This is a genomic window from Nonomuraea sp. NPDC049152, assembly GCF_040648355.1.
GTDB lineage: Bacteria > Actinomycetota > Actinomycetes > Streptosporangiales > Streptosporangiaceae > Nonomuraea.
In genome coordinates, this window is record NZ_JBEZDO010000010.1 from 173,691 (window position 1) to 186,714 (window position 13,024).

The following is a 13,024-nucleotide window of genomic DNA, read 5'->3' on the forward strand; positions in this document are numbered from 1 at the left end:
GGGGCGGCCGGCATGGTCGCGGAGCCGGGCCCGGATGGGCTCAAGCGAGACCTCGGCGACGTCCTGCATGGCCGCAGGCTACATCGGGCACAGACGTTCCCGCGTTGACTGACGACGATCTCGCCGACCGCCGGGCGTGGCCCGGCCATACGTGGACATCGGCCGTTACCGCCTCAGCGGTTCAACGCTCTGCCGGACTCCGGCACGGTCCACCACCGCCATCCGATCGTCCCGCCTCGGGGCTGTCCGGGCCGCGCTTCGCGTCGGCGATCTCCGCCTCGATAGGGTCCCAGCGTGTCGACATCCGGGCTGCGCCGGTCGGTCCGGGCCATCCTCGTCGATGAGGATGAGCGGGTACTCCTCTGCCGCCATGACCTGACTTCCGAGGGTGGGCCCGTCGTCTGGGCGATGCCGGGCGGCGGGGTCGAGCCCGGCGAGTCCCTTCTTACGGCTCTTCGGCGTGAGTTGGACGAAGAAGTCGGTCTCCTGCTGAGCGACGAGCCACACCATGTGTGACGGCAGGAAGTGGTGGGCTCCCAGTACGCGGCAGGCTACGGGGGCGTGATCAACGACTACTACCTGGTTCGGACAGCGAGTTTCGTGCCGCGTGGGTCGTGGACGGACGCACAGCTGGCCTTGGAGAACATCACGCGCTTCCGATGGTGGACAGTGGCTGACATCGCGGCGCAGAGGGGCGATGAGGTGTTCTCACCGCGAGACCTCGCGAACAGACTGGGGTCGCTGCTGGTCGACGGCCTCCCCTCAGGGCTGATCCACATGGGGTTGTGACCCTCGGCCGCGGATGAGGCAGCTGACGCCGTCGCCGTCCTCGCCGCGACGCTGGGCGTCGCCGTCGGGCGATGGACGCGGTGGCTGATCGCCGGGCCGCTGGTGGTGGCCGTCCTGGGCTTCCTCATCTACACCAACCCCATGAACGGCCCGGCGGGCTGGCTGCTGCCGGTGATGCAGGACCATCGGCCCGACTGGCCGGACCGGCCGTCGGCCGTCCACCTGGTCTACGTGCTCGCGCTCGCGGTCGCATTCGGCGGGATCGCGCTGCTCAAGCATCGTGTACGGCTCGCGCCCGCCGCGGCCGTAGTGGTGGCGCTGGCTGTCGCGGTGCCATCGGGGGCCATCGCGGCAGCCGAGCCCTCGGTTGCCCGCCCTTCGGCGGGTGAGCTGAGTTTGGACGACGTGGACCCGCGGGTCCGCGAACGCTACTTCGGCAAGGACGCGCACCGCTGTTCCGTGCGGCAGGGCATCACCTACTGCGCCTATCCGGGCTACGAGCCGTGGATCCCGCTGTGGGAGCAGGCCGTGCGGCCGATCGCGGAGGCTCTGCCCGCCGCGCTGGGCGCCCGGATGCCCCGCGTGGAGCAGACCTCGTACACCTGGTTCTTCGGCGACGACTCCGACACCCCCATGGTCCGGCCGCCGATGACGTGGGGCAGCCTCGACCAGCGCAGGATGCTGGCCGAGGACGTGGCCCTTTGGGCGACTGGCCTCGCGGACGCGTCCGCCCGAGCCGGCGAGATCCGCGCGGGCGAGCGATGCGATGTCCGCGGACAGGCCCGGACCGTGGTGACGATCTGGCTCATGGGACACGTCGCGGCCTGGAGCGCACGTCCAACGCCCCGATGGGAGCCACGCCATGCCTCTGACGCTGCCCGCCCCCACTCGTGAGACCACCACCGGCGGCCCCGGCCGTCGCGCGTCGGTCGCGCCAGCGCGGCTGCTGTCCGCGCGGCTCCTGGTCCGGCCGCTCATCTGGGCAGCCGGATCTTGCGCCGTTGTCGCAGGTGCTGGCGTCCAGCTCCGTCGTCGGTGTCGGTGCTGGTGTCGAGCCCGTCGCTATGACGGTTTTGCCCCTTTGGCGTAGCCCCCTTTCCTGTTCGATGGCCTTGTCCAGCGCGGTGACCAACTCCTGGTCCAAGACCATTCCGGCGGCGTGGTGGTGGGCACGGACCGTGGTGGAATCCACGCTGACTAGGTCCAGGTCGACCTGCCCGCGAGCCGCGGCCTCGGCGATCATCGCCTGCATCAGACGCGCGAAGACATCCGCCATCGCCCAGGATCGGAACCGGTCATAAGTGGTGGACCACGGCCCATACTCGGCAGGCAGATCCCGCCACGGGGAACCGGTCCAAAACCGCCACATCACCGCGTTGAACTGCTGACGCAGATCCGGAATCGGGCCCCGCTCACCCAGTGGCAGGTGAGGCTCGATCAACGTCCATTCCTCGTCGGTGAGGTCTCCAGGCGCCATGCTGCTGGCCTACCGGCATCACGGATGACGCGCAGCCGAATCCCTCTGGTCCCAACCCCGTACAAGGCCTTAGGGCGCGGTCCGGAACCGCGCCCTAACTGGCTTGACAGCGTTGACACGGGATGATCTTGGACATACGTTCCATGAATGCCCAGTCGATTACTGGCTTCACTGATCGTCCTGCTGCTCTGCTCGTGCTCGGCACCCACGCCGGGAGGGTCCACTCCGGCCGTGGCAACACCCGCGCCGGCAGGACCCGCCTACGAGGGCCCCGCTCTGCCGGGACTCGCGGCGGAGCAGGCGTGGACGCTGCCCCTCGGCTCCATCCGTGACGCCGTCGCCGTCGGCAAGTCCTTCGCCGTACTTGGGCGGGCCGCCGACACCTTCGCCCTCCAGGTGATCGATGCCGCCACGGGCAAAGAGCTCAAGAGCATCCCGATCGAAGACGAGGACGCGACCCTGCGCGCGGACACTGATCACGGCAAACCGGTGGCAGTGGTACGGCATCGGCGGCAACTGGCCGCATCGGGGCTGACCGCCGAGTCCAGCCAGGTGTCCGACCTGGTGATCGACGAGACAGGCTCGGAGGTCTGGCGCTCGCCAGAGGGCGGCAACGGCAGCTCCGGCACCTTCTTCATCGGTGGCTACGCCGCCGAAGGCGAGGCGGACGGAGCCGGTCTTAGCAACGTGTCCAAACTGTCCACCCTCGCAGGCGAACAGGCCGTCGCCCTGCCGATCGGCGCCGAGGAAGAAAACTCCTTGCTCGGCGTCATCAAGGACAAGGCGGTGTACCGGCCGAGGGGGATGCTCCTGGACGAGGAGGCGGCGGTCGTTCATGGCTTCGACCTGTCCAAGGGCGGGAGCTTGGCCTGGCGGCTACCGCGAGATGTGCAGGGCAGAACCATCGTCGGCGACTTTCTGCTCACCTGGCAGTCGGACGGGATGTCCTCCACTCACTCGCTGTACGACCTGATGACGGGTGAGCGGGTGGGCGGGTTCGAGGTTTCGAACTCGGTGGGTGTGCGATGCGCGACGTCCGCCTTCGACGCCGACAGCGATACCGTGCTGTGCGACGATCCACTGACACTGATCGATTCCAGGACTGGCAAGCTCCTCGTCCCCACTGTGGAAAACCAGCGTGAGGTGTCGGTCGAGTCGGCCTTCGGTGGAATCGCCTACCTCAAGGTCAAGCAAGAGCAGGGAGCCGAGCCTCTCTACCTGGCCCTGGACGACAAGACCGGCAAGGTGCTCGGCGACAACCTGCCCGCGGCGCCGCTGGCGGTCAGCACTGATGGCTACGCGCTGATCTGGCACAAGCTCCATGCTTTCGGGTTCAAGCGGGCTGCCTGACACGGCTGCCCGCATGAAGATCCGAAGTCCGTACAGGCCTAGTCCGCCAGGCATGGCTAACCGGTCGGAGCGGTGAGCAGCTCCCCGACGGTGCCGTTCCGCGAGCGATCCGCAGAACGGCTCGCCTGGTTGGGGCGGTGCAGTAGGACACGGTGCGGATGCTCGGGGTCTTCTCGACCGAGGGACCCGCTGGCGAACCCGCCCGGCGCGGTCGCCTTCGTCGCACCTACGGGGTCACAGGTAGATGAACTGGTCGGCGACGATGACTGCCGAGGCGTCTGCTCCGCGAGAGCTACACCCCCAGGTGAGTCGGCGACCGTCCCAGCATTCGTGACAGGGTGAACGAATGGCGACGAACCGCGAGCACTCACCCGATCTCCACCCCACCGGATTGGAACCGTGGTCGGACACCACCCCGGCCCACAGAGATCTCCTCGCGGCAAAAGCGCTCGTCTACGACCCCTGCGGGTTCACCTGCTCGCAGCCAGTCCCGGAAACCGAGAGTGCCGCGTACGCCGCCCATGCCTTCACCCTTGACGGACTCGCCATCCGATTCCGCGCAGCCAAGACGACCCCCACCAAGGTCGGCCAGTTCGTCACCGTATGGAAGAGGTCCCCGGGCGGGCACATCCAGCCTTTCGACGCAACCGACCCCATCGACCTCTTCGTCGTCAGCACCCGCGACCATCACCACTTCGGCCAGTTCGTCTTTCTCATGGACGCGCTCTGCCAACACGGTGTCGTATCAGCGAACGGTTCCGGTGGGAAACGAGCCTTCCGCGTCTACCCGCCCTGGGTGACCACCACCAACCGCCAAGCCGGCACTGCGCAGGCGTGGCAGCTGGATCACTTCCTGCACCTGCCTCAGGACGGACCCATCGACTCCGCCCGCGCCCAAGCGCTCTACCACCCATAGGACGGACAACCTCTGATCATTCGGAATGACTTGTCTAGAGGAAGAGAACACGCCCGAGACGCAGGGTCTGACAGGGGAAGATGACGGCTATGGAGATTGATGAGGACTTGGTGCGATCCCTCCTGCGTGAGCAGCATCCGGACCTTGCAGGATTGGATCTCCATCTGGCAGCCACCGGCTGGTCCAACCAGCTGTGGCGTCTCGATGACGAGTTGGCGGTGCGCCTACCGCGTAGGGCACAGGCTTCATCTGGCCTTCGCAACGAGCAACAATGGCTTCCCTCCTTAGCCCCACGCCTTCCACTCCCAGTGCCAACCCCTTTGCGGATGGGTGAACCGTGCGCCCGTTTCCCGTGGCCGTGGATGGTTACGACGTGGGTTCCCGGTGAACCGGGCGACCGCGTTTCCATCACCGACGGCGAACGCGCGGGCGACAGTCTGGCGACCTTTCTGAGGGCATTCCATCTGGAGGCGCCCGCGGATGCGCCGGCCAACCCGCTCCGCGGTGTCCCCCTCAGTACGCTCGCGCTCGAGTTCGACAGAAGAGTGCAGGACGTTGCTTCTCGCATCGCCGTTGATGATGTCCGTGCTGTCTGGGACGAAGCCGTCTCTGCTCCCGAGTGGGAGGGCCCGCCAGTCTGGCTGCACGGTGATCTTCATCCTGCCAATGTCGTCGTCTCGAGCGGGACGCTTTTCGGTGTGATCGACTTTGGCGAACTCTGCGCCGGCGATCCGGCGACCGATCTCGCCGCCGCGTGGCTGCTCCTTCCCTCAGATGCGGCTGCACGCTTCTTCGACGCGTACGCCAAGGCGGACAAGGCAATGATCCGGCGCGCACGAGGGTGGGCCGTCCACATCAGTGTTGGCCTCATGTGCATCGGCCAAGCCTGGGAACGGGGCCTGCCGGGCGGCCAGCCGACATGGGGACGCGCAGGCAGGGAGGCGCTTGATCGTGTTCTGGCATCCGGCTGAGAGTTCAGAACTGGCTTCACATGCGTGAGCGGTCGCTACAACGACCGTTCAAGATCATGAGAGTGGGGCACCGAAAATGCAGAGTTAGTCCGGACGAATGCGGCGTCCATCGTTCGGAACTACCTGACATGTTGCAGGTCAGACACTGGCCAATACCACGATTTCGCCCGGACAAGACAGCTGGTAAGACCGTCCTACCCGACATCTTGCCCCGGGATGATCTTGCTTGACCCAGCGGGCTCGTCGATCTCCCATGGCCGGGGCCACTGACCGGAGGGCGGCGGCGGACCGGCGATGCCGAGATCGCGGCGAGCGCTGGCATAGAAGGCGTCGCGGGCGCGGCTCATCGCGCCTACGGCGCTGACCCAACCATCTGGGTCATTGCGCATGCCCTTGGCGTAGAGCTCAACGTTCCAGACCGCTTCGTGCCAGGTGCGGGCTGCGGCCACGGTTGCCGCATCGCCCACCAGTAGCACCGACTCCCACTCGGCTGCCCGCTTGGTCTCAGCCTCGTCGAGCTGAGCCAGCCCCTCCTCGATGTCTATCGGGTTGCCGGTGCGGGGTAAGCCCCGGGCAGCGCCGATGCGCTGGGCCAGGTGGATCTGGATCTTCAGGAGGTGGGCGTAGCGGGCGTAGCTGTGGAAGCGCTCGTTGTCCCATCGCTCAGTTCTCGCGCGGCGCCAGCGGCCGCGTTCGGTGAGGCTGGAGGCGGCGTAGGAGCCGACCGCACCGACCACGACACCAAGGAGGGCGGGTAGCTGGTCAACGAAAGGCATCGTTCCTCCTGTGGTCGCACGCCCGCCGGGCAAGCCCCGCCGCAGGCACAAAGTGATCAGGGCCTCTGATCACCTATCTTGCTCCGCCTTTTCCGCCTGTGGGCGCGGGCCCGGGTCCGAGCCGACGCCTTCGCTCTGCTGCACGCCTCCCGACGGCTGCGCATTCGCTGGGAGATCCGCGCCGACATCCACCAAGCCTTCCTCAGGCTGGCCTGCGCGCTCATCTGCTGGCGTCGGCTCGCCTCAATGAGTTAGGACCTAAGTAAGACTGGGGAGTGTCACTGAGTGCTACCGCACCAGGTCCGCCTGGACGTACACCCAGGCGTCCGTACCAGAACCAAGGACCACCGGAATCCGGGTGTAGTCGTCCACCTCGTAGTCGTCTGCCATGGCAAGTTCGGCTTCGGAGATGCTGAACACCGTGCCCTCGACCGCGTCTTCGAGCCTGCCGGTGGGCCGCACAATGGGATGAAGCGCCGCCCCGCTGACCGCGACCACGTCCGGATCGGTGATCTCCACCATGGATAGTTCGTAGCCGGGTAGCGAATCCGGGTTGCCGGCCAGTTCGCGGCCGAAGTTGGCCTTCTGAACCGTGGGATCTTGCAGAGTTCCGTAAGAGAACAGGCGGACAGGGTGGTCATCTTGGGAGATCGCCATGCCCCCATCTTGCCCGTATGCCTAATCGTGTCTGTAGTACGGCCGGCCCTGAGTTCTGCTTGCCCACCTCACCCGGGTGATCGCCGAACGCGACCAGGACATGATCCGCGCGCGTTGCGGCCCCGGGGCATGGCGGCCCTTCGGCGGTCGCGCACGTCTGGCTTGAAGGCAGCCACTTCGAGACCTACCCGGCCGTCTCACTGGACGTGAGAGGTGATGGCGCGGCTGTTGTGGACGCCGATAGCGCGTCGCCGGCCGCCGTCCTCGGAGGCCCGCGCAGTGCTCCCTGTCATCGCCGCGGCCGCCGTGGCGCTGGTCTTCAGCCGCTGCGCGAGCGTGTCCAGCGCCGCGTCAACCGGTGGGTGTACGGCGAGCGCGGCGACCCCTACGTGGTGCTGTCCAGACTCGGCCAGCAGCTCAGCGGCGTCGTCCAGCCCGAGGACCTACCTCCAGCCATCGTCGGGACGGTCGCCCGCACTATCAAGGCGCCCTATGCCGCACTCGAACCGGCGGGCGAGATCGTCGCGAGCACCGGAACTCTTGCGAGCCTCACCGAGAGCTTCGACATCGGCCACCGGGGCGAGACGTTCGGCCGGTTGCACCTCGCCACCCCGGGCGACAACCTGTCCACCAGGGATCGGTGGCTGCTGGCTGACCTGGCCAGCCACTGCGGCGGCTCTGTACGGCGCGCAGGAATCGCTGCGCATCCACCGGCTCGTCGCCGACCTGCAGAAAACCCGGGAGGACCTCGTGCTCGCCCAGGAGGAAGAACGCCGCAAGATCCACCGCGACCTGCACGACTCACTCGGCCCGGCGCTGAGTGGCATTGCCCTGACCGTCGACACCGCACGCGCCGTCATGGCCAGCGACACAGCCGGTGCGGATGAGCTGTTGCAGGCGCTGAAAGAGCAGAGCAGCCAGACGCTGGAAGAGGTGCGGCGCCTGGCACGCCTGCTGCGTCCGCCGGTCCTGGACGAACTCGGCCTCCTCGGCGTGCTGAAACACCTGGGAGACACTGCCGAGCAAGCGGGCCTGGCCGCCACCGTGCGCGTCCCCGAGCTGCCCACCCTGTCGGCCGCCGTCGAGGTAGCCATCTACCGGATCGCGCAGGAGGCCGTCACCAACGTCATCCGGCACTCCGGCGCCGACTGCTGCCTAATCGACCTGAAAATCGCCGATCACGAGGTAACACTTGTGGTGTGCGACGACGGTACCGGCATTGCCTCTACTGACCGGCCCGGGGTGGGCACCGCGTCGATGCGCGAACGCGCCGAGGAACTGGCGGCGACCTCACCGTCTCCACCGACGCCGGCGGCACCCGCATCGTCGCGCGTCTTCCGCTGGCCAAGGAGCACGCATGATCCGGATCCTGCTCGCTGACGACCACCCGATCTTCCGCTACGGCCTGCGTGCGGTACTCGTCGAGGATGCGGCGGGTGGCCTCGACGCCGTTCATGCTGGGCATGGTGATGTCCATGAGCACCACGTCGGGCCGCAGTTGCCTGGCCAGCTCGAGGGCCTGCTCGCCCGATCCCGCCTCGCCGACCAGTTCGGTCTCCGGGGCGGAGGCCTGCCGAGCCGGACGTAGCGGCCAAGGCTCCCGAGGTGCTGATGCCGGGTTGGCCTGCGGTTCGGGAGCGGTTCGGCCATCGGTGGCCAGGTGCCGGTTCCAGGTGGCGGCCCTCGGAGTGCGATGGAACGGCCCCGGTGACACGGACCCGAATGGAGGGCCATGGAGGCCGGCTCAGTCGAGGACCTTGATCTTCTTCATGGTCGGTTGGGAGATCACCCGGGCCACGCCAGGAATGCCGATGATCTTTCCGGTCTGGAACGCCTCGTAGGCGGCGTAGTCGGCGACGAGGACGCGCAGGTGGTAGTCCGGGGTGGCGAACAGGCGGCGGAACTCGACGACCTCGTCGTAGGCGGCGATGGTCTTCTCCAGTTCCTCCAAGGTCTTCAGATCACTCACGCTGACCTCGATGGAGACGATGACCTCCAGCCCTCCGCCCAGGGCCTCGTGGTTGACGGTCGCCCGGTAGCCGGTGATGATGCCCGCCTCCTCCAGGCGCTTCACCCGGCGCAGGCACGGAGGAGGGGTGAGCCCCACGCGCCGGGCGAGCTCGACGTTGGTCAGCCGGCCGTCCTGCTGGAGGAGAAACAAAATTTCTCTGTCCACCTCATCAAGTGCATGTTCATTGCTCACAAGGCGATTATAGAGCCAGAATCGGAAACCATATGAGGTCGATTTCGACCTAGAATTACTTGCCAGCTCGTGCCGACCTCGGATGCCAGGACGCGAGACCGGAAAGGTGAAGCTCATGACGAACCGTGCCGCACAGGTCGAGGCCTGGCTGGACGAACGGGCCGAAGAGATGGCGCACCTGCTCGAACGTCTCGTGGCCGTCGACTCCGAGAACCCGCCCGGACGCGCGCTCGGCCGCTGCGCGCAGGTCCTGCGCGAGGCGATGGACCGCCTGGGCCTGGCACCGGAGATCATCGACATCGTCGACCCGTCCGGTGAGCTTGACGACCCGTGCGTTGTTCGCGGCACCGCCGGCGACGGTGACAAGCTCATCTACTTCCACGGCCACTTCGACGTGGTGCCCGCCCAGAACCGCGGGCAGTTCACGGCCGTACGCCGCGACGGGAGGATCATCGGCCGAGGCGCGGCGGATATGAAGGGAGGCATCGTCAGCATGCTCTACGGCGCCGCGGCCGCCGAGGAACTGGGGCTGCTCGGCGATGGGCGGATCGTCGTGCACCTGGTGTGTGACGAGGAGACCGGCAGCGTCGTGGGCGCCGGGCACCTGCGCGCCGCGGAGCTGATCGAGCCGGCCGCGCTCGCCATGGTCACCGCGGAACCCAGCGGCAGCAGCATCTGGAACGCCGCCCGCGGTGCCGTCTCCGTCCGCGTCGACATGCGAGGCCGCGAGGCCCACGTCGGACAGGCGAACCTCGGCGTGAACGCCTTCCAGCACATGCTGCACATCGCCCGCCCCGTCGAGCGGTACGCCGCCGAAATGGCCGAGCGGCACACCGGCTTCCCGATGGACGTCAGCGACGCGCGCGGCACCATGCTCGTCGTCGGCGGCCTGTCCGGCGGCGGCTCCAACTTCAACGTCGTGCCCGGCTCGGCGTTCTTCACCGTCGATGGCCGCTACAACCCCGAAGAGGATCTGGAGGGCGAGCTCAAACGCCTGACCGGCCTCATCGAGGACGCCGCCCGCGAGATCGACGCCGACGTGTCGATCCACACGACCCAGCTGCAGCCCTCCGCCTGCACCGAGCAGGACCATCCCGCGGCTGTCGCGCTCGCCCGCGTCGTCACCGACGTGCAGGGCGCGCCCGCCCGGTTCGAGATGTGCGCGGGAATTCTGGAGATCCGCTGGTACGCACAGCTCGGCATCCCCGCCTTCGGGTACGGCGCGGGCCGCCTGGACGTCTCACACGGCCCCGACGAGTACATCGACGAGGCCGCCATGCGCCGCTGCGCCACCGTCTACGCCCTCTACGCGGGCGACATGTTGTCGTGACGCCCGAGGCGCTCAACGAGTCCGCGCCCATCGCCACCGGCCCGAGATCGCCCGCGCCGCCGTAGGAGCGTGGCTTCGGGCCGGTCCGCGAACGCCGGGATCGATGATCAGTACGGGTGGTGGTCGGCCTTGTCCGTCCACGTCGCGTAGGCCTGGGCGCCGAGCTCCGGGTAGATCTGCTCGATCAGGATCCTGCGCTCGGAAAGGGGCCGCGCGAAGTCCTCGTACTGGAAGGCGTCGTCGAAACCTATCTTCCTCGTCGCCTCGAGGTCGGAGCTGAAGTGGACGGTGTCGATCCTCGACCAGTAGATGGCGCTCATGCACATCGGGCACGGCGCCCCGCTCGTGTAGAGAGAGCAGCCCATGAGCATCCTGGCCCGCTCGGGCAGGAGGTCGGGCGATCCTTCGGGCCTCGGCACCAGTTCGAGCGTCGACTCGTTGTGGTGCTCCTCCGACAGGGAGGGAGCCCGCGGATTGAGGACCTGGATGGCCTTGCGGATGGCCTCGACCTCGCCGTGCGCGGTCGGATCGCCGGTCAGAAGGACACGGTTCTGCCCGCGCGCGACAATCTCCCCGTCTTTGGTGATGACCGAGCCGAATGGGCCGCCCCAGCCGTTCACGACGGACTCTGTGGCGAGCCGTACGGCTTCTGCCATGAAATCCTTCGGCTCCATTTCATGACCTCCGTCAGGTAAATAACGACTGAAGTTTCGACCTGATCATCTGTCATATCCTATTTGTCGATTTGTTCCTTCCCTGGGCGGCCCTGGACTACACTTGCCCAGGTAGAGCCCCATTCGAGCTGGGGCGGGCAGCTCAGGTGCGGCGGAGAATGGATGATGCCGTGCGTTCTTTCGCCGACTTCGAACGCGCGGAGGATTATCCGCCAATATCCGGCGAACAGGCGGCAGTGTTTCGCTTTTCAAAGCTCGACCCATTGGGCGCCGGCCGTTTCGCAGGGGAGACGCCGGGCGACGAGGCGAACGCGTGACGTCTCTCGTCAACGGGGGCGCGCACCGGGAGGTTCGCATGTCCGCATTCGAGCTCGACCGGGACCTCGACGGGCGACTCATCCTGCGAGGCGATGCCGACTACGAGGACATCAGGTCGGCCATGGTGTGGAACGAGCTCAAGCCGCCGCGGTATCCCGACGTGATCGTCCGGGCCGCCTCCGAGCGCGACGTCCTGACGGCCGTCAGGCTCGCCCGGTCGGCCGGCCTGCGGGTCACCGTACGAGGGGGCGGCCACAACTGGGTCGGCACGTCGCTGCGCGACGGGGGCATGCTCATCGATCTCTCCCAGCTCGACGCGTGCGCCGTCGATCCCGCCTCGGCCAGGGCGAGCGTGCAGCCCGCCGCCAGGGGCCGGGATATCGCCGCCGCGCTCGCCGGGCACGGGCTGGCCTTCGCCGTGGGCCATTGCGGCTCCGTCGCGCTGAGCGGCTTCATCCTGAGCGGCGGTCTCGGCTGGAACCCCGGCGCATGGGGGCCTGCCTGCCTGGGACTCGAGGAGATCGAGGCGGTGACGGCGGCCGGCGAGGTCGTCCGGTGCAGCGAGCACGGGAACGCCGACCTCTTCTGGGCGGCGCGCGGCGCGGGGCCCGGCTTCTTCGCGGTGGTCACCCGGTTCCTGCTCCGCCTGCGACCGCTGCCGAAGGCGATCACCACGAGCACCTACGTCTTCGCGCTCCCCGAGGTGGCGGACGTGACCTCCTGGGTATCCGAGGTGGCGGCGGTCCTCCCTTCGATGGTCGAGCTGAGCGTCGTGCTCGGCACGGCGCCTGCGACGCAGGGAACCAAGGCGGTCGTCGTCACGGCCACCTCCTTCGCCGGCTCCAAGGACGAGGCGGCCCGATCGCTCGAGGCCTTCCACGCCTGCCCCCTCGCCGAGCGCTCTCTGACCCGCGTGACGAGGGCGCCGGCCACCTTCGACACACTCTTCGAGTTTTCCGACGCGCTCTGGCCGCCGAACCACCGCTACGCCGCCGACACCCTCTGGTCGAGGGAGGAGCTCGGCGCGCTGCTGCCGAGCCTCGCCGACGACGTGGCCAAGGCGCCCTCGGACAAGTCGGTCGTGCTCGCGATCATTCCGCCCGCCGCGCCCGCAGGGAACCCATGGCCCGACATGGCCTTCTCGATGCTGGGCACCAGCTATGCCGTCGGGTATGCGATCTGGCAGGACCCGGCGCACGACCAGGCCAACCTCCGCTGGCTGCGTGAGGCGCTGGGCAAGGTCGGCCCGCTGGCGACCGGGCACTACATCGCGGAAACCGACCTGCCGGCCGCTCCCTCCCGGGCCCGGCGGTCGTTCACGCCCGGCACGTGGGAGCGCCTGCGAGCGGTGCGAGCGCGGTGGGATCCCGACGGCGTCTTCCATTCCTACCTGAGCGCGTGAGGCCTGGCGTCGCGGATCCTGCTCAGCAGGGGCTGCTGATGACCACCGAGCTGATCGGCAAGGCCGAGAGCGCCACCGACAAGGAGCGGGCTCGCCGGCACCCCAAGCCGGCACCCCAAGCCGGCGCGGCACTCGGCAACGCCGGCGGCCGCAGTGGCGAT

The 13,024-nt window shown here is 67.9% G+C and carries 15 protein-coding genes and 2 pseudogenes; 11 read left to right on the forward strand and 6 right to left on the reverse strand.

All coding sequences use genetic code 11. The features are described 5' to 3' along the window. Positions 1–294 precede the first annotated feature (294 nt). The 3 genes from AB0B45_RS20360 to AB0B45_RS20370 all read left to right on the forward strand — a co-directional run bounded on the left by AB0B45_RS20360 (position 295) and on the right by AB0B45_RS20370 (position 1,683). Positions 295–516: an NUDIX domain-containing protein gene (locus AB0B45_RS20360; protein WP_358132539.1), complete on the forward strand. Its 222-nt coding sequence runs from the start codon at positions 295–297 to the stop codon at positions 514–516. Positions 517–561: 45 nt separating this feature from the next. Continuing rightward, a complete protein-coding gene (locus tag AB0B45_RS20365) occupies positions 562–789 on the forward strand; it encodes a hypothetical protein (protein ID WP_358132541.1) in 228 nt (75 codons plus the stop codon). A 105-nt stretch (positions 790–894) separates the two neighbouring features. After that, the gene (locus AB0B45_RS20370) at positions 895–1,683 is read left to right on the forward strand and encodes a hypothetical protein (protein WP_358132543.1); all 789 of its coding nucleotides are present in this window, start codon (positions 895–897) and stop codon (positions 1,681–1,683) included. Here AB0B45_RS20370 and AB0B45_RS20375 read toward each other — a convergent pair. Next, on the reverse strand, positions 1,595–2,266 hold the full coding sequence (locus AB0B45_RS20375) for a transposase (RefSeq protein WP_358132545.1): 672 nt from the start codon (positions 2,264–2,266) through the stop codon (positions 1,595–1,597). The genes AB0B45_RS20370 and AB0B45_RS20375 overlap by 89 nt on opposite strands. 396 nt (positions 2,267–2,662) lie before the next feature. Between AB0B45_RS20375 and AB0B45_RS20380 the strand changes: the two genes are divergently transcribed. The 3 genes from AB0B45_RS20380 to AB0B45_RS20390 all read left to right on the forward strand — a co-directional run bounded on the left by AB0B45_RS20380 (position 2,663) and on the right by AB0B45_RS20390 (position 5,503). Then, a complete protein-coding gene (locus AB0B45_RS20380; RefSeq protein ID WP_358132547.1) occupies positions 2,663–3,616 on the forward strand; it encodes a hypothetical protein in 954 nt (317 codons plus the stop codon). 346 nt (positions 3,617–3,962) lie between these two features. Beyond that, the gene (locus AB0B45_RS20385; protein ID WP_358132549.1) at positions 3,963–4,532 is read left to right on the forward strand and encodes a MepB family protein; all 570 of its coding nucleotides are present in this window, start codon (positions 3,963–3,965) and stop codon (positions 4,530–4,532) included. Between the two features lie 89 nt (positions 4,533–4,621). Then, complete coding sequence (locus AB0B45_RS20390; RefSeq protein ID WP_358132550.1) at positions 4,622–5,503, forward strand: aminoglycoside phosphotransferase family protein; 882 nt, start codon at positions 4,622–4,624, stop codon at positions 5,501–5,503. Between the two features lie 194 nt (positions 5,504–5,697). Here AB0B45_RS20390 and AB0B45_RS20395 read toward each other — a convergent pair whose 3' ends face one another. Next, positions 5,698–6,279, reverse strand: a complete 582-nt coding sequence (locus AB0B45_RS20395; RefSeq protein WP_358132552.1) for a hypothetical protein — start codon at positions 6,277–6,279, stop codon at positions 5,698–5,700. Between the two features lie 132 nt (positions 6,280–6,411). On the opposite strand from AB0B45_RS20395, the pseudogene AB0B45_RS20400 reads away from it, so the two are divergent. Further along, a pseudogene (locus AB0B45_RS20400) lies at positions 6,412–6,534 on the forward strand (IS5/IS1182 family transposase); the annotation flags it as partial. Positions 6,535–6,567: 33 nt separating this feature from the next. Here AB0B45_RS20400 and AB0B45_RS20405 read toward each other — a convergent pair. After that, entirely contained in the window at positions 6,568–6,936 is a 369-nt protein-coding gene (locus tag AB0B45_RS20405) for a gamma-glutamylcyclotransferase family protein (protein WP_358132553.1), read from the reverse strand. 750 nt (positions 6,937–7,686) lie between these two features. Between AB0B45_RS20405 and AB0B45_RS20410 the strand changes: the two genes are divergently transcribed. Then, positions 7,687–8,316: a histidine kinase gene (locus AB0B45_RS20410; protein ID WP_358132555.1), complete on the forward strand. Its 630-nt coding sequence runs from the start codon at positions 7,687–7,689 to the stop codon at positions 8,314–8,316. A 91-nt stretch (positions 8,317–8,407) separates the two neighbouring features. Here AB0B45_RS20410 and AB0B45_RS20415 read toward each other — a convergent pair. Next, positions 8,408–8,650, reverse strand: a pseudogene (locus AB0B45_RS20415) (hypothetical protein); the annotation flags it as partial. A 30-nt stretch (positions 8,651–8,680) separates the two neighbouring features. Continuing rightward, entirely contained in the window at positions 8,681–9,139 is a 459-nt protein-coding gene (locus AB0B45_RS20420) for an Lrp/AsnC family transcriptional regulator (RefSeq protein ID WP_358132557.1), read from the reverse strand. A 115-nt stretch (positions 9,140–9,254) separates the two neighbouring features. Between AB0B45_RS20420 and AB0B45_RS20425 the strand changes: the two genes are divergently transcribed. Beyond that, positions 9,255–10,469, forward strand: coding sequence for a M20/M25/M40 family metallo-hydrolase (locus AB0B45_RS20425; RefSeq protein ID WP_358132558.1), 1,215 nt, complete (start codon positions 9,255–9,257; stop codon positions 10,467–10,469). 107 nt (positions 10,470–10,576) lie between these two features. On the opposite strand, the gene AB0B45_RS20430 is transcribed toward AB0B45_RS20425, so the two are convergent. Beyond that, a complete protein-coding gene (locus AB0B45_RS20430) occupies positions 10,577–11,143 on the reverse strand; it encodes a nucleoside deaminase (RefSeq protein ID WP_358132560.1) in 567 nt (188 codons plus the stop codon). A gap of 158 nt (positions 11,144–11,301) precedes the next feature. Between AB0B45_RS20430 and AB0B45_RS20435 the strand changes: the two genes are divergently transcribed. Together AB0B45_RS20435 and AB0B45_RS20440 are read left to right on the forward strand one after the other, a co-directional pair. Further along, entirely contained in the window at positions 11,302–11,460 is a 159-nt protein-coding gene (locus AB0B45_RS20435) for a hypothetical protein (RefSeq protein WP_358132561.1), read from the forward strand. A 38-nt stretch (positions 11,461–11,498) separates the two neighbouring features. Beyond that, positions 11,499–12,863, forward strand: a complete 1,365-nt coding sequence (locus tag AB0B45_RS20440) for an FAD-binding oxidoreductase (protein ID WP_358132563.1) — start codon at positions 11,499–11,501, stop codon at positions 12,861–12,863. Positions 12,864–13,024: the final 161 nt, after the last annotated feature.